The 19,177-nt window shown below is 47.3% G+C and carries 19 protein-coding genes; 8 read left to right on the forward strand and 11 right to left on the reverse strand.

Annotated features, from left to right (window positions below; translation table 11 throughout):
• Window positions 1–120: 120 nt before the first annotated feature.
• From QZ918_RS11075 to QZ918_RS11110, 8 genes are all read right to left on the reverse strand, one after another.
• The gene (locus tag QZ918_RS11075; protein WP_293334636.1) at window positions 121–1,317 is read right to left on the reverse strand and encodes a GNAT family N-acetyltransferase; all 1,197 of its coding nucleotides are present in this window, start codon (window positions 1,315–1,317) and stop codon (window positions 121–123) included.
• A 259-nt stretch (window positions 1,318–1,576) separates the two neighbouring features.
• Window positions 1,577–2,350, reverse strand: a complete 774-nt coding sequence (locus tag QZ918_RS11080; RefSeq protein ID WP_293334640.1) for a RibD family protein — start codon at window positions 2,348–2,350, stop codon at window positions 1,577–1,579.
• A gap of 82 nt (window positions 2,351–2,432) precedes the next feature.
• Complete coding sequence (locus QZ918_RS11085; protein WP_293145803.1) at window positions 2,433–2,987, reverse strand: Uma2 family endonuclease; 555 nt, start codon at window positions 2,985–2,987, stop codon at window positions 2,433–2,435.
• A gap of 113 nt (window positions 2,988–3,100) precedes the next feature.
• Window positions 3,101–3,268 (reverse strand): type II toxin-antitoxin system PemK/MazF family toxin, encoded by a 168-nt coding sequence (locus QZ918_RS11090; RefSeq protein ID WP_367275312.1) that lies wholly within the window; start codon window positions 3,266–3,268, stop codon window positions 3,101–3,103.
• Window positions 3,265–3,456 carry a type II toxin-antitoxin system PemK/MazF family toxin gene (locus QZ918_RS11095; RefSeq protein ID WP_293334643.1) on the reverse strand — a complete coding sequence of 64 codons (192 nt, stop codon included), beginning with the start codon at window positions 3,454–3,456 and terminating at the stop codon, window positions 3,265–3,267. The genes QZ918_RS11090 and QZ918_RS11095 overlap by 4 nt, the downstream gene beginning before the upstream one ends.
• A complete protein-coding gene (locus QZ918_RS11100) occupies window positions 3,417–3,806 on the reverse strand; it encodes a hypothetical protein (RefSeq protein ID WP_293334646.1) in 390 nt (129 codons plus the stop codon). Before QZ918_RS11100 ends, QZ918_RS11095 begins: the two co-directional genes overlap by 40 nt.
• Window positions 3,806–3,952 (reverse strand): hypothetical protein, encoded by a 147-nt coding sequence (locus QZ918_RS11105; protein WP_293334649.1) that lies wholly within the window; start codon window positions 3,950–3,952, stop codon window positions 3,806–3,808. Before QZ918_RS11105 ends, QZ918_RS11100 begins: the two co-directional genes overlap by 1 nt.
• Before the next feature lie 166 nt (window positions 3,953–4,118).
• Window positions 4,119–4,244 (reverse strand): hypothetical protein, encoded by a 126-nt coding sequence (locus tag QZ918_RS11110; RefSeq protein ID WP_293334652.1) that lies wholly within the window; start codon window positions 4,242–4,244, stop codon window positions 4,119–4,121.
• A 68-nt stretch (window positions 4,245–4,312) separates the two neighbouring features.
• Here QZ918_RS11110 and QZ918_RS11115 point away from each other — a divergent pair, with 68 nt between their 5' ends.
• Window positions 4,313–4,465, forward strand: a complete 153-nt coding sequence (locus tag QZ918_RS11115; RefSeq protein WP_293334655.1) for a hypothetical protein — start codon at window positions 4,313–4,315, stop codon at window positions 4,463–4,465.
• Here the strand turns inward: QZ918_RS11115 and QZ918_RS11120 are convergent.
• Window positions 4,440–6,899 (reverse strand): hypothetical protein, encoded by a 2,460-nt coding sequence (locus QZ918_RS11120; RefSeq protein ID WP_293334658.1) that lies wholly within the window; start codon window positions 6,897–6,899, stop codon window positions 4,440–4,442. The genes QZ918_RS11115 and QZ918_RS11120 overlap by 26 nt on opposite strands.
• Entirely contained in the window at window positions 6,892–8,937 is a 2,046-nt protein-coding gene (locus QZ918_RS11125) for a P-loop domain-containing protein (protein ID WP_293334661.1), read from the reverse strand. Before QZ918_RS11125 ends, QZ918_RS11120 begins: the two co-directional genes overlap by 8 nt.
• Before the next feature lie 571 nt (window positions 8,938–9,508).
• Between QZ918_RS11125 and QZ918_RS11130 the strand changes: the two genes are divergently transcribed.
• The 5 genes from QZ918_RS11130 (at window position 9,509) to QZ918_RS11150 (ending at window position 13,206) form a co-directional block, all read left to right on the forward strand.
• Window positions 9,509–9,790 (forward strand): photosystem I reaction center subunit IV, encoded by a 282-nt coding sequence (locus tag QZ918_RS11130; RefSeq protein ID WP_293334664.1) that lies wholly within the window; start codon window positions 9,509–9,511, stop codon window positions 9,788–9,790.
• 39 nt (window positions 9,791–9,829) lie between these two features.
• The gene (locus tag QZ918_RS11135) at window positions 9,830–10,789 is read left to right on the forward strand and encodes a DNA-formamidopyrimidine glycosylase (RefSeq protein ID WP_293334667.1); all 960 of its coding nucleotides are present in this window, start codon (window positions 9,830–9,832) and stop codon (window positions 10,787–10,789) included.
• A 174-nt stretch (window positions 10,790–10,963) separates the two neighbouring features.
• Window positions 10,964–11,179 carry an NAD(P)H-quinone oxidoreductase subunit O gene (locus QZ918_RS11140; RefSeq protein ID WP_293334670.1) on the forward strand — a complete coding sequence of 72 codons (216 nt, stop codon included), beginning with the start codon at window positions 10,964–10,966 and terminating at the stop codon, window positions 11,177–11,179.
• 770 nt (window positions 11,180–11,949) lie between these two features.
• Entirely contained in the window at window positions 11,950–12,903 is a 954-nt protein-coding gene (gene mdh / locus QZ918_RS11145) for a malate dehydrogenase (RefSeq protein ID WP_293334673.1), read from the forward strand.
• A 165-nt stretch (window positions 12,904–13,068) separates the two neighbouring features.
• Window positions 13,069–13,206 carry a hypothetical protein gene (locus QZ918_RS11150; RefSeq protein WP_293145762.1) on the forward strand — a complete coding sequence of 46 codons (138 nt, stop codon included), beginning with the start codon at window positions 13,069–13,071 and terminating at the stop codon, window positions 13,204–13,206.
• A gap of 418 nt (window positions 13,207–13,624) precedes the next feature.
• Here QZ918_RS11150 and QZ918_RS11155 read toward each other — a convergent pair whose 3' ends face one another.
• Window positions 13,625–13,801: a hypothetical protein gene (locus QZ918_RS11155; RefSeq protein WP_293334676.1), complete on the reverse strand. Its 177-nt coding sequence runs from the start codon at window positions 13,799–13,801 to the stop codon at window positions 13,625–13,627.
• A gap of 265 nt (window positions 13,802–14,066) precedes the next feature.
• Between QZ918_RS11155 and QZ918_RS11160 the strand changes: the two genes are divergently transcribed.
• Both QZ918_RS11160 and QZ918_RS11165 read left to right on the forward strand, forming a co-directional pair.
• Window positions 14,067–14,333 (forward strand): hypothetical protein, encoded by a 267-nt coding sequence (locus QZ918_RS11160; protein ID WP_293334679.1) that lies wholly within the window; start codon window positions 14,067–14,069, stop codon window positions 14,331–14,333.
• On the forward strand, window positions 14,303–18,862 hold the full coding sequence (locus QZ918_RS11165) for a PAS domain S-box protein (RefSeq protein WP_293334682.1): 4,560 nt from the start codon (window positions 14,303–14,305) through the stop codon (window positions 18,860–18,862). Before QZ918_RS11160 ends, QZ918_RS11165 begins: the two co-directional genes overlap by 31 nt.
• The last annotated feature ends 315 nt before the right edge of the window (window positions 18,863–19,177 follow it).

Consider the following 19,177-nt stretch of genomic DNA (forward strand, 5'->3'; position numbering starts at 1 on the left):
AATTGGATGATGAAATTACCGTCGCAAGTGCGACATCTACAATCATCGACAACCTAGCAAGGCCCCAGACGGCAATGCCATTTCCCTACCCCGAAAGTAATCGATTGCACAGCAGCAATTTCAATCGCCGAGTGACAAAGGAGGTAACTTAGTAAATGGTAAATCCTCATTTACTGCATCAATTTCTTCCTGTTCTCTTTCGTTGATTTGACCGATATAAGACTTGAGAATTTGCGCTAGACGGTTGTTATAAAATCGGTGCAAACTATAATTTGGCGTTGCTGGAAAGCCGCGCCGTTTTTTGTGCCGCCCGCCGGCACCCGGATCGAAGGTTTTGATGCCGCGATCGATCGCCCATTCGATCGGTGTATAGTAACAAGCATCGAAGTGCAAGCAGTCAATTTCCTGCAAACTGCCCCAATAACGTCCGTACATTCGATCGCCCTTATACAGACAAAAAGACATTCCCATCGGCTGTCTCTCATCTTCCTTATCGTAGGCGGCGACAAACAAAACGCGATCGCGATAATTGTGGTGCAACTGTTCAAAAAACCGCTTAGTCAGATACTTGCTACCCCACCAACCAAACTTATCGCAAGTATTCTCATAAAAAGCATACATTTGCCCAAACATCGGTTGGGGAATTTCATCACCCGTCAGAGTTTTCAGCAACAAACCAGCTTTGTCAACAGCCTTGCGTTCGCGTTTGATATTGCGGCGCTGGTTGGCATTAAAAGCGCCTAAATAACCGTCAAAATTTTCATAGCCTTGATTTTGCCAAATATAACTGTGGTGCAGCCAAGCGCTGAAACCGTGTTTTTCCATGCGCTGCCGCCATTCTGGATCGACATACAGGAAATTGCAACCAGAGATATTGTGGCGATCGCAAAAATGGTCGATCGCACTTACCATTATCCCAGTTAACTCATCTTCATCTTCCCCATCCGCAATCAAAAATCGATAGCCTTCAGCGGGAGTAAACGGTGTCATTCCCATCAATTTCGGATAGTATTCAATACCCAAACGCTGAGCTAAATCGGCCCACTGATTGTCGAATACAAATTCGCCATAACTGTGACTTTTGACATAAAGCGGCGCGCAAGCAATCAACTGTTTGTCTCGCCAGACTGTCAAGTGATGCGGCAACCAACCATTGTTACCTGTGGCGCTACCGGAAGTTTCGAGATTATTCAGCCAATCCCATTCCATAAAAGGCGTTTTGAGTGGCATCGCCAAGGCATCCCACGATGCTTGGGGGATATCTGCTAGTTTGCTAATCCAGGCTACAGAATATTGAGGTTTCGGCTGTTTCAGCATAGGGAGATTTGAGCGTAGAGCGATCGAACTTTGTCAAGACTTACGCAGAGATCCCCCTAAATCCCCCTTAAGAAGGGGGACTTTGAGAATACTCTTGTCCCCCCCTTAAAAAGGGCGACTTTGAGAATACTCTTGTCTTCCGCTTAAAAAGGGCGACTTTGAATACTCTTGTCCCCCCCTTCTTAAGGGGGGTTAGGGGGGATCGAGTTTTGAGACTCTCAATGCGTAAGTCCTGTTCATTTAAGTTAATACAACTCCCCTATTTATGGGTATTTTGACTCTGCGCTCGATCGCACCGATAATGCAAAAACACCTCACCTCCCACCTGTTTTACCGCCAAAAGCTCTAATTTCGGCGCTAAATGCGCTAAAAAACCCTTTCCCTCCACAGGTGTCGGTGCATCCGCGCCGCCCAAAATTAGCGGGCACACCGTCAGCCAGAGCTCGTCTATCAAGCCCGCAGCCAGCACAGACGCGACGAGTTTTCCGCCTCCCAAAATTGCCAAACGTTTGATTCCGAGGGTTTCTAGCTGTTGAAAAGCATCGTTCCAATCGATTTCGCCATCGATAGTGTTGGCGGTTAAAGTGCGATCGAACAGAGATGTTGCACCACTGTCAAAAACTTGTAGGGGCGGGTTCACCAACAGCTTTAAAGCGTGCAGACAGGCTAAATAAACCCGCCCCCACCCACAAAAAAGCCCCCTGTCTTTTCCAGTTAGCAGCCAGCGGGGAACCGGTTGCTGGAAAAATCGCAAGTTTGGGTCAAATTGGCGCGATCGCGAACACACAATTTGCACGGGTTGTGGGGGCTTTCCTTGCAGTTTCCTTTGTTCTAGCAAATCGGGAGAAATTACTCTCAGAGTGGTTCCATAGGCGCGTAAAGTGCCGTTTCCGAAGAGAACTGCGTCACTGGCTGCGACTTGTTGTTCTAGGTGGGATTTGTCGTTAGCTGAACCGAATCTGGCGGCGGTGAGGGCGGTATCTGTAATTTTGCCATCGGCACTCATGGCGAGTATTACTGTTGTGTGGGGCATTCGATTTGGGATTTAGGGTTCGGGATTTTAGAATACAAAAAACCCAGCGGTTGAAATCGCCGAGTGTTTCTACCTCATTTACCTAATTCCCGAATAAACGATCGATCGCAACTGAAACATTTGGAAAAGCGAGGGGATTAATATTACCGTGAGTCAGAGTTTCTCTGAATTGATAGCCAGCATCGGTAGGATCTCGAAACACGATTAATTCCATAGTTCGCAAATTGACAACCCAATACTCGGCAATCCCGGCGGCGGCGTAAATTTTGTTCTTGATTCCCAAGTCTTTAGTCAGAGTAGAATTTGAGTATTCTATCAGCCAAAAGATATTTTCTGGATAGGGATGATGTTCTCGATAATTTTGTCCCAAACGTTGAATTACAGCGATATCTGGTTCGGGTTCGGAGTTGTTAAGTGGCAAGGTAATGGGCTTACCTTGTCGCACTTTAGCCCGATCGCCTAGCAAGTACATTAGGTACTCTCCAGCCTCATCGCTACAGTAAGCATGAGATTCTCCTTCGGGAGCCATTTCGATTATTTCTCCACCGATTAGTTCAACTTTTCGTCCTTCCAGAATGCCGGCTGCAATGATGCGGTGGTAGTCTGCAACCGTCCATTTTACAGTTGTGACGCTCACGGCGATTACTCCTGTGTTTTTATTGTTATTTTACAGTCGATCGCACATTTCTCCCAAATTCCATACTTTTTATTCCCATGAGGAAAGCGGATTGAAGATTCGATCGCTCTTTTTTAAGGCAAGTAACCCAAGGTAAATAATACGATATTTTCTAATTGTATCAGTATCTCTGGATTGACTTCACCAATTTTATTTCGCAATCTTGTTTTATCCAAAACTCGCAGTTGATGGCACAATGCAACAGAATCTTGAGTCAATCCTCCCTCACCGCCGGGAATCAAAACACAGGAAGGAAGGAAGGAAGAGATGCACGGCGCAGATTTGTGGTGAGAGGAATACTGATGACAGTAGTGGTGTATCTCGAAAGAGTATCGTTTTGAAAAATAATTGTGGGACGCACGCCTGCTTGTTCGGAACCTTGTGTGGGATCTAGGTTGGCAATCCAGATTTCACCTCGTCTGATTGGCATGATAAATCCTCATGTTTGAGGAGTTCTGAATATTCGCTGATTCCAAGTTCTGCAAGTTGTCGGTCTTCTTCGGCAAATTCGCTGTAGAGTGCAGCTAAGTTAGTTTCATCGATCGCAGGAATAGTCACTAATCTGGCACGGAATTTCAGGAAGGTAATAAATTCAAATACTTGTTGGAGTTGTTCTCGATCGAACTTTTCTAATTCTTGTTGGATTAACTCTCTCATGACAGTCATTTTTGTTGTCAAGTTTTCTGTATTATAGCCGATCGCCCATCCACAAAAAACCCGATCGCCCATCCACCCAAAAACCCGATCGCCCCCATCAACCAAAAACCCGATCGCCCCCATCAACCAAAAACCCGATCGCCCCCATCAACCAAAAACCCGATCGCCCATCCACCAAAAACCCGATCGCACATTTCTCTCAAATTCGATCGCTCATCCACAAAAAACCCGATCGCCCATCCACAAAAAACCCGGCCGTTGAAACCCAAAAACCCCGGCGGTTGAAACCGCGGCTACACAGACAAAACCCGCCTCCGCGGGTTGAAGATTTCACCCGATGATTTTGCATCTGGGAATACCCTCTTCGTCCGCGGAGGCGGACATCGTTTGTGTAGACGCGGTTTCTAACCGCCGGGATTTCAACCGCCTCCGATTTCAAATTCGATCGCACATTTCTCTCAAATTCGATCGCCCATCCACCCAAAAATGCGATCGCCCATCCACAAAAATGCGATCGCCCATCCACCCAAAAACCCGAACGCCCATCCACCCAAAAACCATAAACCCCGGCGGTTGAAACCGCGGCTACACAGACAAAACCCGCCTCCGCGGGTTGAAGATTTCACCCGATGATTTTGCATCTGGGAATACCCTCTTCGTCCGCGGAGGCGGACATTGTTTGTGTAGACGCGGTTTCCAACCGCCGGGGTTTCTTCTACAACCCACAGATGTGGACAAAAACCACGCTGTCAACTGTCAACTGTCAACTGTCAACTGTTTAACTCCCTCCAATCGCAGGAAATGCACCCGGCCCGATCGATCGCCCGCTACAACTGTCACTCCATCAGGGGCGATCGCACAGCAATTAAACTCAGCATCTCCGCTGAAACTAGCAACCTCTTTGCCACTAAGCAAATCCCAGATTTTCAGGGTTTTATCCAATGAAGCGGAAACTGCTATTTTGCCGTTAGGGGCGATCGCCACTGCATTTACCTCGCTAGTATGACTGGTCAGGGTTCTCAGTTCCATGCAGGTTTCGGTGTTCCAGATTTTCAGGGTTTTGTCCCCTGAAGCGGAAATCGCGGTTTTGCCGTCTGGTGCGATCGCCACTGCATTTACCTCGCTAGTATGACCGGTGAGGGTTCTCAGTTCCGTGCAAGTTTCTGTGTCCCAGATTTTCACGGTTTTATCCCCTGAGGCGGAAATCGCTGTCTTGCCGTCTGGTGCGATCGCGACTCCATTTATCCAGCCAGTATGAGCGGTGAGAATTCTCAGTTTTATATCACTGTCAGTTTCCCAGATTTTTAGGGTGTTATCCCATGAAGCCGAAATCACTGTGAAACCGTCGAGTGCGATCGCTAGTTCATTTACCGATGTGAAAGTTCTCATGTTGATGCCACTGTCAATGTCCCAAATTTTTATGGTTTTATCCCATGAAGCCGAAATGACTGTTTTGCCATCGGGTGCGATCGCGACTGCCATTACTCTGTCAGTATGACCGGTGAGAGTTTTGAGTTCTTTGCCACTGTCGATGTCCCAGACTTTTAGGGTTTTATCGGTTGAAGCAGAAATTGCTCGTTTGCCGTCAGGTGCGATCGCCACTGCATATACCTCGCCAGTATGACCGGTGAGAGTTTTCAGTTCTTGACCGCTGTCTATGTCCCAGATTTTCAGACTTTTATCATCGGAAGCGGAAATCGCTGTTTTGCCGTCAGGTGCGATCGCCACTCCTGCTACCCCAGAACTAAAATCGGTGAGAGTTTTCAGTTCTCGGCCGCTATCTGGGTCCCAGATTTTCACGGTACCATGCGAGGATGCGGAAATCGGTGTTTTTCCATTGGGTACGATCGCCACTGCATATACCGTGTCAGTATGACCAGTGAGAGTTTTCAGTTCTTGACCGCTGTCTATATCCCAGATTTTCAGGGTTTTATTCAAGGAAGCGGAAATCGCTGTTTTGCCGTCAGGTGCGATCGCCACTCCTGCTACCCCAGAACTAAAATCGGTGAGAGTTTTCAGTTCTCGGCCGCTATCTGGGTCCCAGATTTTCACGGTACCATCCGAGGAAGCGGAAATCGGTGTTTTTCCATCGGGTGCGATCTCCACTGCCCATACCCAGCCAGTATGACCGATAAGAGTTTTCAGTTCTTGACCGCTGTCTGTGTCCCAGATTTTCAGGCTTTTATCATCGGAAGCCGAAATCACTGTCTTGCCGTCAGGTGCGATCGCCACTGCATTTACCCCGCTAGTATGACCGGTGAGGGTTCTCAGTTGGGTACCGCTTTCTGTGTCCCAGATTTTTAGGGTATGATCGTCGGAAGCGGAAATCGCAGTTTTGCCGTCAGGTGCGATCGCCACTGCATATACCTCGTCAGTATGACCGGTAAGAGTTTTCAGTTCCTGACCGCTGTCTGTGTCCCAGATTTTCAGGCTTTTATCATCGGAAGCGGAAATCGCGGTTTTGCCGTCAGGTGCGATCGCCACTGCATTTACCCCGCGAGTATGACCCGTGAGGGTTCTAAGTTCGGCGCCTGTCTCGGTGTCCCAGATTTTCAGGGTTTTATCTTCTGAACCGGAAATCGCTGTTTTTCCGTCGGGTGCGATCGCCACTGCATATACCTCGTCAGTATGATCGATGAGGGTTAAAAGTATCCTGCCTCTGTCCGTATCCCAGATTTTGAGGGTTTTATCAGATGAAGCCGAAATCGCTGTCTTGCCGTCAGGTGCGATCGCCACTGCATTTACATAGCTAGTATGACCGATGAGAGTTCGCAGACATCCTTCACCCGATCTCTCTAAATTAGCCTTCAAAGGCCGCAACCAAACACTATCTTTCCACTGCTTTGCCTGTTCCAACATCCCCTGAATCTCAGGCAATTCAAAATCCAGCAATCTCCCCAATAAATGCCCTGCAAGCTGTGTTTTATCCTCCTCCAAAACGTGCGCCGACTTCCGAAGCGCCCCTTGAATCAACCGCAAAGTTTCAGTTTGCCCCTCCGACAGCAAAACATCAGAAACCCTCGCCAAATCGTAATCCTCAATTAACCCTTGAACTCCCACCGCATCCAACTTCGCCTCAATAAAATCAAAATCCGTCAACAACTGATGCAGCCGTTCCCCTTGAACACTCTCCGCCAAATGCCCCGGCAGAGTTTCCAAAGCATAAAGCCGCTTTTTCGGCGACAATTTCCCCAACCGTTCTTTAAACTTACTCATCGCCGTACAAATCCTCCCACAAATTATCAGAAATCGCCGTTTCAATATCCCGCAGCGAAACCCCAGCCTTCTGCACGACATCTATACGATGCAGAAATCTTTGGAAACTCGCGTGATAGATACTGTAATCGGGAGGACTATCACCGCTACGCCGCAGAAACTGTTCCCAATCATCCAGAACTTCCTGCACATCCAAAGCATCTTCCTCAGCAAAATCCGCCAAAATATCGCAGCAAACCGGCTTGCGAGTTTTCGTCAACAAATAAATCACCTTCAACTTCCGGCGGCGCAATTCCTTATCTTTAACCGCCATTTCCATCCGCGCCCAATGCTTGTCATAATATCCTTCCAACTCCCTCGGCAAATCTTGCAAATTCACATCGCTATACTTGCCGCTATCGATATCATTCAGCACGTAGCGCAGGTACATAAAATTATTCTGGCTTTTTTCCGCCACCGCCGCCACAAACTGTTCGCGCTGCAAATTTTGACGGTTAATCCAACTCTGAATAGACGCGCTGTTCCCCGTGCGTTTGTCAATATAAACCTTGACATCCGCCAAACTTTCTGCACTGTACTGCATCAAATCGAAAACCTGATGATTTGGCAAAGGCAGAGTTTTCGGCTGCTTCGAGACAATAAAATAAACGTTATCGGGCAAAGCATCGGGCAAATACAAAACATTGCTGCCGCGCCCCTGCAAACCCAGATCCACTTCATCCAGGGCATCGACGACAATAATCAACTTTTTGCCGCCCAATTTAGCGCTGACTTCCCCCAACAATCGACTCAGAAAGTTGCCATCTCTGGTTGCATTTTCCGGCAGTTGCGGGTAATTTAGTTGATAGCGTCGAATTAACTGAGTGCAGGCATTTTCCAGAAATTGTTCGGCGCGGACAATGCCTTGAGATTGCGAGTTAAAATGGGCAACGCAGCGCCGCTTCAGCAGCAGCACTAACTTCGCCATAATTGAACTTTTGCCGACACCCGGATCTGCTTCTAAAACAAAATAGCCTTTGCGATTGTTCTGCAAAAATTCGGCAATTGCTGCAAACACAAATCGGCGGCCGGTAAAGTCTTGAGTCCGGTCTTGAATAATCGTTTCGCACTCGTAGGGAAGCGGCAATCGGGGCGTACCAGTATCAACAAATCGTTCCAGCAAATTCTGAATCTGCGCCAAATCGTCCCGAATACCAATTTCGATCGCCTCCAATTTCACCATCACTTGACAAATCTGCTGCTGCGTCGCCACAGCCTCCAATTTGTGCAGAATCTCCCCATTTTGCAGCCCCAAATCTCTCAATTCTGCCAAAGCAATTTGGTGAAGATTCAACAGCATCGCCGCAAACTTTTCTCCTCCCTTCGCCGCATCCAGTTTCAGCACTTCCCGGTACGCTTTCGGGAAAGTTGCATACAGTTTGTCCGCCACAAATTCCACGATTTCCGCATCGAAGGATTTGCCCTCGCTGGCCGCGAATTCCCGCAGGAAACTTGCCCAATCTACTGGTGTCAATCCGGTAACGCGATCGAACTCCTCGACATCCGCAGAAAAAATCTTGGTTAGCTGGTCTTCGGAAATGTTTAAACCCCTTGACAAATCGACCGCTTTCGTGTTAATGTCCAGCCAATATTGGGGAGTTTTTTCGGCTAATTCATCTACAGCCTGTTTTGGGTAAGGCAGTTTTTTGGTTTCGGCGATCGCAATTAATTCATCCGACTTCGCCACCTCTCTCAAAATATAGCCGATCGCCTCCCCCGCCGCCTTAGTCAAATCGTGATTGTCCAGAATATTCGGATTTTTCCCCAGTTTTTCCGCCATCTGGTTTCCCAAGTCATTCGCCGCGATATTCCCCGCGACACCACCGAAGATCGCTGCTAAGATCGAAACTCCCCCAAGTGCGATCGGGCCACCAATCATCCCTGCTGCTGCTTGTGTTCCCGGATTGGCGATCGCATTTGAAATAACTTGCCCAACAGCCATCACCGCACTGCATCCAATTACCCGAACTTTAGTATTAGCTAAATCAACTAACGACATAATTTAAATATTTCCCATACTTTGCAATAGTTTAGCGCGGCCAGATAATTAAATACAACGTTAATTAATCCGATTAACAAAGGAGACTTTGAATACTCTTGTCCCCCCCGACTATCAGGGGGGGCTAGGGGGGATCTCCGGGTTTTCAACTGAAGACTGAAACCCTGTGTATCTCTCGTTTGTATCGAAGTCTAGATCCCCCTAAATCCCCCTTAAAAAGGGGGACTTTGAGAATGCTTCCATTCCCCCTTGTAGGGGCAGTGCCCCCGTGAGAGCCCTCTTGGTTGGGTGGATCTCCGGGTTCTCAACCCCCAGCAGCCCCCACTCTCCGATTTGTAAACTTTTTTATCAACCCGATCGCACAGCTTGCATTTAACGGATAATGTTCGTTTATTTATTTTTACCCTCCAGCGATCGCCCTCAAAACAAGTTTACTTTTCTTTACAAACCAACAACCAAAACACGGCGCCGAACACAATAATTTCGTTACAGACTTTAAATGCGTCGCGCGATCGACTAAAGTAAAAAAAATGGCTTTATCCGTTTATTCATCGCAAAGGAAACAAAGCTCATGGTTCAACGCGGTTCAACAGTCCGGATTCTCCGCAAAGAATCTTACTGGTATCAAGAAGTCGGCACCGTTGCTACGGTAGACCAAAGCGGCATTAAATACCCAGTTATCGTTCGCTTTAACACCGTAAATTATGCAGGCGTCAACACCAACAACTTCGCCCAAGGCGAATTAATCGAAGTCGCTGGCCCCAAAGCCAAAGCAGCAGCACCGGCCGCCGGAAAAGCACCAGCAGCAAAGGCAGCAGCCAAGCCAGCAGCCAAGCCACCAACTGACTCCTAAAGAAGGCTAACCAAATCAAGGAACAGAGCAACGCTAATTGTGCCAGAACTGCCAGAAGTTGAGACTATTTGCCGGGGTTTGAACCAACTTACCCTCGATCGCGAAATATTGGGCGGAGACGTGCTGTTAAATAGCTCGATCGCCCGCTCAATCTCTGCGACCGATTTTTTGACAAAACTCAAAGGAAAGTCGATCGCATCTTGGTACAGGCGCGGCAAATACCTCCTGGCAGAACTATCGCAATCGAAAGTGGGACAGGGAGAGAGTGGGAGAGGGGGAGAGGGGGAGAGTGGGAGAGTGGGAGAATTCTCACCTCAAACTTTCAGTTCTTCTGTTCAATCTTCTTCCTTCTCCCTTCTGCCCTCAAACGCTGGCTGGTTGGGCGTTCACCTGCGGATGACCGGACAATTGTTGTGGGTAAACCAATCCGAACCTTTGCCCAAACACACGCGAGTTAGGTTATTCCTTGAGGGAAACCAAGAATTGCGGTTTGTAGACCAACGCACCTTCGGTCAAATGTGGTACGTCCCCTCACAAACCGAGGTTTCCAGCGTCATCACCGGCCTGAAACTCCTAGGCCCGGAACCGTTTTCCGACGAATTTACCACAGAATATTTAGCCCGCAAGCTGCACCGACGGGCGCGACCAATTAAAACAGCTTTGCTAGACCAGTCACTGGTAGCGGGTTTGGGCAATATTTACGCAGACGAAACTTTGTTTGTGTCGGGAGTGATGCCGACAACTCTGTGCGCGGATTTGACAAGAGAGCAAATCGATCGCATTCATACAGCTATTATTCAAGTTTTACAGCAGGCGATCGCAAACGGCGGCACCACTTTTAGCAATTTTCTCAACGTCCAAGGCGTCAACGGTAACTACGGCGGCGTCGCTTGGGTGTACAATCGCGCCGGTCAAGCCTGCCGCACTTGCTCTACAACCATCGAAAAGATAAAATTAGCAGGGCGATCGACTCATTACTGCCCCGCCTGTCAAATATAGTCAGTAGTCATTAGTCATTAGTCAGTTTGTAGGGGCGGTGCCCCCGTGCCCGCCCTCTTAGCAGTCAGCAGTCAACAGTCAACAGTCAACAGAAAAAAGTCAACAGAAAAAAGTGTTTTCAAGACAAATCTAGATTAAAATTTGTATAGTTTTATAAACTAGATAGAGCAAGTCATGGCAATCAAAAAAGGCAGCATAGTCCGCGCTATCCGCGAAAAATTGGAAAATAGTTTGGAAGCCCAAGCCAGCGACCAACGCTTTTCTTCCTATTTATTTGAAAGCAAAGGCGAAGTGATGGATGTTCGCGGCGACTACGCCTTCGTTAAATTCGGCAAAGTCCCCACCCCGAATATTTGGTTGCGCGTAGACCAACTCGAAGATTTTAAGTAAACTTACGGGCACGGATGTAACTAAAACTATTTCTGATGGTTTTTAACTCTTAGGTACGTTGTTGCGCTTCAGCGCTCTTTCATCAAAAAAAATGGGTTTGAAACCCCGTTCTTTTAGGACGGCTTTACATTTTTTGCTACTACCGCCTTGGAACTGCAAGAGCTCGGTGTACTTTTGTATTGCACTTTCAACGGGACAGTTACCGTTTCAAATCTCGCAGTCCTGTACGCATAGTGTTTTGCTACCGAAGTAGCCTCCCTTGCGGGGTAATGTTAGCTTCGACCTGTTACAAGAGCTTGTTAGGCTAGCAGCACTGTCTCAGTGACCTTAAGACTGTTTAACTACTAGCGACAGAGCAGGGGACTAGCTTCGCATCCACAGGGTGTCGTGACCCAAGTAACGGCTACCTATTGCTAGGTGATCTGGTCAGAATGGCTTGAAGGATTTCTCTTTCAAGCCTCATGCCTTGATAGCTGAGGTTCCTGACATATAAAAGAGTGCTGGGCGTTGCTGCTGCAACGGTATGAACGACTTGATGTGAAAAAATCAAACAAGCCAGTCAGTCAATATAGCTGAATTTTCATGTTATCCAATTTCATGCGCTCATTAAGCAAGGCCTCCAAAGAGCGCTAAAGCGCAACTACGTACCTAATCCAAAGAGCGCTGAAGCGCAACTACGTACCTACTTAAAGGTAACGTAGATTACATACAGTGCACTCGATCGCAATTAAGCTCATTCTTAAAGTCTCAAAGTTAGCATCTAAAATCGCATGAATTCCCCATCAACCCGCGTCTCAATTATTGGTGCAGGCAAAGTTGGTAGCACCTTAGCCCAACGAATTGCCGAGAAAAATCTAGCAGATGTAGTATTGCTAGATATCGTCGAAGGTTGGCCGCAAGGCGTTGCTTTGGACTTGATGCAAGCCAGGGGAGTCGAACGGCACGATCGCCAAATTGTCGGTACAAATGATTATATAGATACAGCCAACTCAAATATCATCGTCATTGCCGCCGGAATTCCGCGCAAACCCGGTATCAATCGCGAAGATTTAATTAAAATCAATGCTCAAATTGTCACAGAAGCTGCCAAACAGGCGATCGCCCATTCCCCGCAAGCAATCTTAATTGTAGTCACAAATCCCCTAGATATTATGACATATCTAGCCTGGGAAGCTTCCGGTTTGCCAAAACACCGAGTTATGGGGATGGGCGGCATTCTCGACTCCGCCCGCTTTCAAACTTTTATTGCCATGGAATTGGGCGTTTCCATTGCAGAAGTGTGCGCCACAGTCATCGGTTCCCACGGCGATTTGATGGTTCCCTTGCCGCGCTATTCCACAGTCAACGGCATTCCCATCGCTCAACTGATGGATGCAGGGGCGATCGATCGCATCGTACAGCGGACTCGCCACGGTGGCGCCGAAATAGTAGGATTGATGAAGAATTCTAGCGCCTATTTTGCACCCGCATCTTCCGCCTGTTTGATGGTAGAATCAATTTTACTCAATCAGTCGCGACTCTTGCCTTGCTCAGTTTATTTGGACGGTCAATACGGCGTGCAAGATATATTTTTAGGCGCTCCCTGCCGCTTGGGATATCAGGGCATCGAACAGATACTGGAACTCGAACTCAGCGATGCAGAAAGAGCCGCTTTTCATGATTCTGGTAAACTTGTTTTGCAAAGTATTCAGGAAGCCAAAACCATACTGAAGAATGCTGGTTAAGCAAATCAGCAGAAAGTATCCACCTTGTGCACCCGAAAAAAATGTACAGCCTCAATATTTCGGGTGAGACAATTTCATCAATAGGACTTACCAGAAAGAATTGGTTGAAAGCCTCAATCCCGATCGGGAGAAATTAAAATCAGACTATTCATTACTCCAATCCTCTTGCTTCTAGGTAGAGGTCGCTCTCCCATGGTCAACTGTCAACTGTCAACTCTCAACTCTCAACTCTCAACTGTTGAAGCAGTCTCGACTCAAGAAGCCCGGTTGATTGTTCTAACCGCTCTTGCTTTCATCACTTAATTATGTTAAGAAACTGGGTTTCTGTCTCAGCACCGATTTAACCTAAAATCCCTTGACTTTAACCGAAAATGTGATATATATAGTTAAGTAAAATATTTTCATCAAAACAGTTAAAAATCACAACAAAAGCGATCGAAAATAAAAAAGTCTTAGATAGTCGGCTTTGTTTGTTTAATTTAAGCAGAGCCTAAAAAGAAAGCCAACTGCTTGACAAAAAAGTCAGCTTGAATGAGGTGGATTTCAATAAGTTTAATAAATAGAAGCGATATCATAAAATAATTTGAAGGCCCGGAAAATAATCGAAATGATTCCATAGCTCAAAAATCTGGATTAAATCGAATTTAAAACAGATAAGTTGAGAATTCGAGAAAACTAGAAAAAACTCAAGAAAAGCCGATCGCCTAAATTAAAATAAATCTTAATAGAGGTACTCCCAACAGGATATTCGATCGCCAAACTCAGGACAACATCGATCGAGTTTGCGATAATCAGAAAAAGGTGATAATTGCAACCACAGGCGATCGGAAAAAAATGTCAAGATTAGTTCAGGACTCTGGGCGCGCTTGCGCCGTGAAACCGGGTTTCTGCTTTTCACTTTCGGAGATTCCCTGATTTAATTACCTTAAGATACCGGGTTGATGAGTATAATTCTCAATTATTGACAATTTATGCACTAGCACATCACCTATCGCCCGTTTTTACAGTAAATATACCGAGTTAAGCTCCTGGTTCGACCTCCCAATCTAGAAAAAATACGGAAATGCAGCGCGAGTAGCTGCTAAGTGCTAGGAGAAGGAGGAGAATTTGCCCTCTGCTTTTAGATTTACAGCAACCGCGCCCGATGGTTAGGACGTTCTCGCATGGCACAAACCCTTGCGTTCGATTGTTTCTTCCTTCTGTTAACTGTTAACTGTCAACTGTCAACTGTCAACTGTCAACTGTCAACTGTTAACTGTCAACTGTCAACTGTCAACTGTCAACTGTCAACTGTCAACTGTCAACTGTCAACTGTCAATTGTCAACTGTCAACTGTCAACTGTCATGGGATGCTATGTACCTCGATACTAAACCGCAAAATAACTAAACAAATAACAATATGTTTCATGAATATTTGTATCAAGAAGTAACCGACTTGCGCCAAAAGCTAGCTCACCTAGAAAGAGAAATGCAGTCTCAAACCTGGTTCAAAAAGCTGCAAGCGCTGATGGGAGTGATTGGCAAAATTCGTCAATCCTTAGACTTAGAAACAATATTTAAAATTACAGCCACCGAAGTTCGGCAACTCCTAAATGCCGATCGAGTCGCCGTCTACCGCTTCATTCCCGAATCTGAGTGGAACGACGGCGAAGTAGTATCAGAAGACGTACTTCCCCAATTCAGCCCATCCCTGGGTGCAAAAGTTCACGATCACTGCTTCGGCGAACAATTTGCAGCCAACTATGCCAAAGGATACGTTCAAGCAGTCAGCGACATCTACAAAGCCCGGTTGAGCCCCTGTCACCTCAGAATCCTCAAGCGATTTCAAATTCGAGCTAACTTAGTCGTACCCCTGCTACAAGGGCAACATTTGTGGGGATTGCTGTGCATTCACTCCTGCGGCCAACCCCGCGATTGGCAAGAAGACGAAATCGAATTTGCCAAACAAGTAGGAGAACATTTAGCAGTTGCAATTTATCAGGCCGAATTGCACTCGCAAACCCAAAGACAATTAGCAGAAATCGAATCGACGCAGCAGAAACTCCGCGACAGCGAGCAAAAATATCACCAAATTCTTGACTCGATCGGCGATATGGTATTGGTCAAAGGCCCAGAATCGAAAATCGTCTGGGCAAATCAAGCATTCCGCAACTATTACGGCATGAGTCAAGAGGAACTCCAAGGCACGATAGACGCACCTTTCTCCAATCCAGACAATACTCTCCAGTACATCAAAGATGACGCTTTCGTATTTGAAACCGGACAGACTCTGCAAATTGCCGAAGAACCGGTGACGCGCTACGACTCAGAAGTGCGACTGTTTAGCACAGTCAAAACACCCATCCGCAACGAAGACGGCCAAATCACAATGACTGTCGGCGTCTCCCGCGACATGACGGAACGCAAAGCAGCAGAAGAAGCCGTCAAAGCCAGCGAAGCCCAATACCGTCGTTTGGTAGAAACCTCCCAAGACATGATTTGGTCGGTGAATGCGGAGGGGCGATACACCTTCGTCAACCCAGCAGTTAGATATATCTACGGTTATGAACCAGCAGAAATGCTCGATCGACCCTTCTCGGACTTTATGACACCAGAACAAAGCCAGAAAGATTTAGCAGTTTTCGCCCGCCTGCTTGCAGGAGAATCAGTTTTTCAGTACGAAACCACCCAAATCGCCAAAGACGGCAGCATCAAACATTTGATGTTCAACGCGATCGCCCTGTACGATGAAACCGGAAACGTCGTGGGCACCACCGGTACAGCCACCGACATTACCGATCGCAAACGGGCAGAAGCAGCATTGCAGCGTGCCAATGCAGAACTAGAAATGAGAGTAGAAGCCCGTACCGCCGAACTGCAACAGACTTTTGCCGCCCTCAGTGTCAGCGAAGGCAAGTTCCGGACGATCGCGGCCACCATCCCCGGAGCTCTGTTTCAATTTTGCAGCCGCGATGGAGTGTGGAGAGTTGACTATATGAGCGATCGCATCGCAGATATAGCCGGCATCACCGCAGCAGAAATGATGGGAAACATCGCCTCTTTCATTTCCTGCGTCCACCCCGAAGACCTCGAAAGCTTCATCGCTTCCATCAACGAAGCCGTTGAAAATACCTACCTGTGGCACTACGAAGGGCGGTTAGTCAAGCCCGGTGGCGAGATTCGCTGGTGGCAAGGCGACTCAATTCCCACCCGCAGCGAAACCGGCGAAATCGTATTTTCCGGTGTATTGCTCGACATCAACGATCGCAAAGTTGCCGAAACCGCCATCCGAGAAAGCCAGCGACAGCTACAAGAAGCCCAAAGACTAGCCCACGTCGGCAATTGGGAACTCGATGCGACAACCGGAACCGTCACTTGGTCAGAGGAACTCTTCCGCATCCACGGACTCGAACCAGCGGCCACAGCACCCAGCCGAGAAGAGCAAATCGCTCTGATCCATCCAGAAGATTTAGAATTTTGGCATACAGAAGTACAGCGGGGAGTTGACTTCGGCATCCCCTTTGATTTTGACTTCCGCATTTGCCGTCCCGACGGCACCCTGCGTCACCTCAACGCCCTGGGCCGCTCCGAAACCGATGCCAGTGGCAAGGTACTAAAATTGTTCGGCACGGCGATCGACATTACCGATCGCTTCCTTGCAGAAGAAGCCCTGAGACAAGCAGCAGCCGAGTTGGAAGACAGAGTGAGCGATCGCACTGCCGAACTTTCCCAAGCAGTCACTCAGTTAGAACAAGAAATTGGCGATCGAAAACTTGCAGAAGCAGCGCTGCAAGTTTCCGAACAAAACCTGCGAACCATCTTTAACAATGTCTACGATGCTATCTTCATTCACGATGTAGAAGGAAACATTCTTGATGTCAACAATCGAATGTTAGAAATGTACGGAGTGAGCCAGGAACAAGCAACCAAATTATCACTTATCAACGACTATTCAAGCGGCGATAATCCCAGAGAACAAACGGCAGAACTTTGGGCTAGAGTATTAGTCGGCGAAACAGGTCGCATGGAATGGAAAGCGAGGCGTCCCAACGACGGTTCAACTTTTGATGCAGAAATTGCCCTGTCCAAAATCAATCTTAACGGCAATGTTAACATCATTGCCAATGTACGAGATATTAGCGATCGAAAACAGGCAGAATTAGAACTGCAACGCGCTCAACAATTTATGGAATCAGTCCTCAAAACCATACCCGTAGGAGTAGTTGCCAAGGAGGCCAAAGAGTTGCGATTTGTACTGTGGAACCCCGCCGCCGAAACTTTGCTCGGTTTCAGTGCAGCAGAAGTTATGGGCAAAAATGATTACGACTTTTTCCCCACAGAACAAGCCGATCTTTTCACCGCCAAAGACCGGGAAGTGCTCGACAGCAGGCAGATGGTAGAAATCGCCGAAGAAGATATTCAAACAGGCCAAGGAGAATCGCGGATATTTCATACCAAGAAAACATCCATACTCGATGCTGATGGCACACCGCAATATCTATTAGCTATTACCGAAGATATTACCGATCGCAAACGAGCAGAAATTGCCTTGAGGCGATCGTCAGCCCAACTCAAGCAGCAAGCCGAGCGAGAAAAATTGCTCAACAGTCTCACCGCTCAAATCCGCAATTCCCTGGACTTCGACAGCATTGTTACAGTCGCCGTTAAGGAAATTCGTGCTTTCCTGAAGATCGATCGGTGCAACTTTGCCTGGTATCGCGAAGACGGGGAGGAGCCTTTCTGGGAAATTATTAAAGAATCTCGCCGTACCCAACTTCCCGATTTAAGAGGTCGCTATCTGGCTTGCGACTTAGGCCCTGTGGCCGAACAACTCTTGCATATGGAAATGCTGCGGGTGGATGATGTCGAAACAGTCGCAGATCCTGCTTGGAAACAAACCATTCAAGCGATGGGCTACCAGTCTGTATTAGCCATCCCCATGCAGGCACTTTCCGGGGTAATGAGCGCAATTACCTGCTGCAACAGCAATGTTGTGCGGCCCTGGAGCGATAGCGAAGTCGAATTGTTGCAAGCGATTACAGTTCAATTGGCGATCGCCCTCAACCAAGCCGAACTTTACGCCCAAACTCGCAATAAAGCTCGCGAATTAGAGCAAACCTTGCTGCAATTAACCAGCGCTCAATCGCAGTTAATTCAAAGCGAAAAAATGTCATCTCTCGGTCAACTCGTCGCAGGAGTTGCCCACGAAATTAACAATCCAGTTAACTTTATTTACGGCAATCTCAGCCACGCTAACGAATATACTCAAGACTTGCTGCACCTGATCGAACTTTACCAAAACTACTATCCCGATCCAGTGCCGGAAATTCAACAAGAAGTCGAAGCAATTGAACTCGAATTTCTAATGGATGACTTACCGAAACTGCTTTCCTCAATGAAAGTTGGTGCAGACAGAATTCAGCTCATCGTTGCATCTCTACGCACATTCTCCCGCATGGACGAAGCAGAAATGAAAGCCGTCAACATCCACGACGGTATAGATAGCACTCTGATGATTTTGCAGCACCGGGTCAAAGCAAAACCGAATTCTCCCGAAATAGAGGTGATCAAAGAATACGGTCAATTGCCGTTAGTGGAATGTTATGCCGGACAGCTAAATCAAGTGTTTATGAATATCTTGAGCAATGCTTTAGATGCTTTGGAAGAAAGAGATGCGCGGCTTTCTGTCGAGCAAATGCGGGAAAATCCCAGCTCGATCCGCATCTGGACTGAAATGCCAAAACCCGATCGAATATTAGTTCGGATTGCTGACAACGGCCCGGGCATGACAGAGACTGTCCGCAATCAACTTTTTAACCCATTTTTCACCACTAAACCTGTGGGGAAAGGCACTGGGATGGGCTTGTCAATTAGCTATCAAATTGTTACAGACAGACACAACGGCTCGTTGAAATGCACTTCTGCGCCGGGAGAGGGTGCCCAATTTGCGATCGAGATTCCGCTCAAAGCTAATCGCTAATCCTAGGTACGTTGTTGCGCTTAAGCGCTCTCGATCTATGAAAGAGCGCTTAAGCGCAACAACATACCTAAAAGTTAATTTCTAGGTATCTCATTCCTAACCGCTTCTAACAACCTATCTAAATCTACTCATGAACAGCTTTCACTAGAGTCAGTCCAAGTCTGCGGTGTAACTTCCTCAATGTAAAAAGTAGCGCATCACTGCTTGCTTACTGCTCGGCTTGGGCTCAACAGTAGGCTTGACCACAATTCCCCCGACGCGAGGAAAGCGACTTTGAGGTAAAAATATTGAATTGTAGTTAATGATTCATTCGTG

The sequence above is a fragment of the Microcoleus sp. CAWBG58 genome (genome assembly GCF_020883045.1).
Taxonomy (GTDB): Bacteria; Cyanobacteriota; Cyanobacteriia; order Cyanobacteriales; family Microcoleaceae; genus Microcoleus.

Bases quoted from the DNA above. Each gene is read 5' to 3' on its own strand.
- QZ918_RS11080 (WP_293334640.1), bottom strand. From the start codon at position 2,350: ATGCCCCACACAACAGTAATACTCGCCATGAGTGCCGATGGCAAAATT.
- QZ918_RS11075 (WP_293334636.1), bottom strand. From the start codon at position 1,317: ATGCTGAAACAGCCGAAACCTCAATATTCTGTAGCCTGGATTAGCAAA.
- QZ918_RS11115 (WP_293334655.1), top strand. From the start codon at position 4,313: ATGATTTTGCATCTGGGAATACCCTCTTCGTCCGCGGAGGCGGACATT.
- QZ918_RS11160 (WP_293334679.1), top strand. From the start codon at position 14,067: ATGGCACAAACCCTTGCGTTCGATTGTTTCTTCCTTCTGTTAACTGTT.
- QZ918_RS11130 (WP_293334664.1), top strand. From the start codon at position 9,509: ATGGTTCAACGCGGTTCAACAGTCCGGATTCTCCGCAAAGAATCTTAC.
- mdh (WP_293334673.1), top strand. From the start codon at position 11,950: ATGAATTCCCCATCAACCCGCGTCTCAATTATTGGTGCAGGCAAAGTT.
- QZ918_RS11100 (WP_293334646.1), bottom strand. From the start codon at position 3,806: ATGGGGGCGATCGGGTTTTTGGTTGATGGGGGCGATCGGGTTTTTGGG.
- QZ918_RS11110 (WP_293334652.1), bottom strand. From the start codon at position 4,244: ATGGTTTTTGGGTGGATGGGCGTTCGGGTTTTTGGGTGGATGGGCGAT.
- QZ918_RS11095 (WP_293334643.1), bottom strand. From the start codon at position 3,456: ATGCCAATCAGACGAGGTGAAATCTGGATTGCCAACCTAGATCCCACA.
- QZ918_RS11125 (WP_293334661.1), bottom strand. From the start codon at position 8,937: ATGTCGTTAGTTGATTTAGCTAATACTAAAGTTCGGGTAATTGGATGC.
- QZ918_RS11140 (WP_293334670.1), top strand. From the start codon at position 10,964: ATGGCAATCAAAAAAGGCAGCATAGTCCGCGCTATCCGCGAAAAATTG.
- QZ918_RS11120 (WP_293334658.1), bottom strand. From the start codon at position 6,899: ATGAGTAAGTTTAAAGAACGGTTGGGGAAATTGTCGCCGAAAAAGCGG.
- QZ918_RS11165 (WP_293334682.1), top strand. From the start codon at position 14,303: ATGTTTCATGAATATTTGTATCAAGAAGTAACCGACTTGCGCCAAAAG.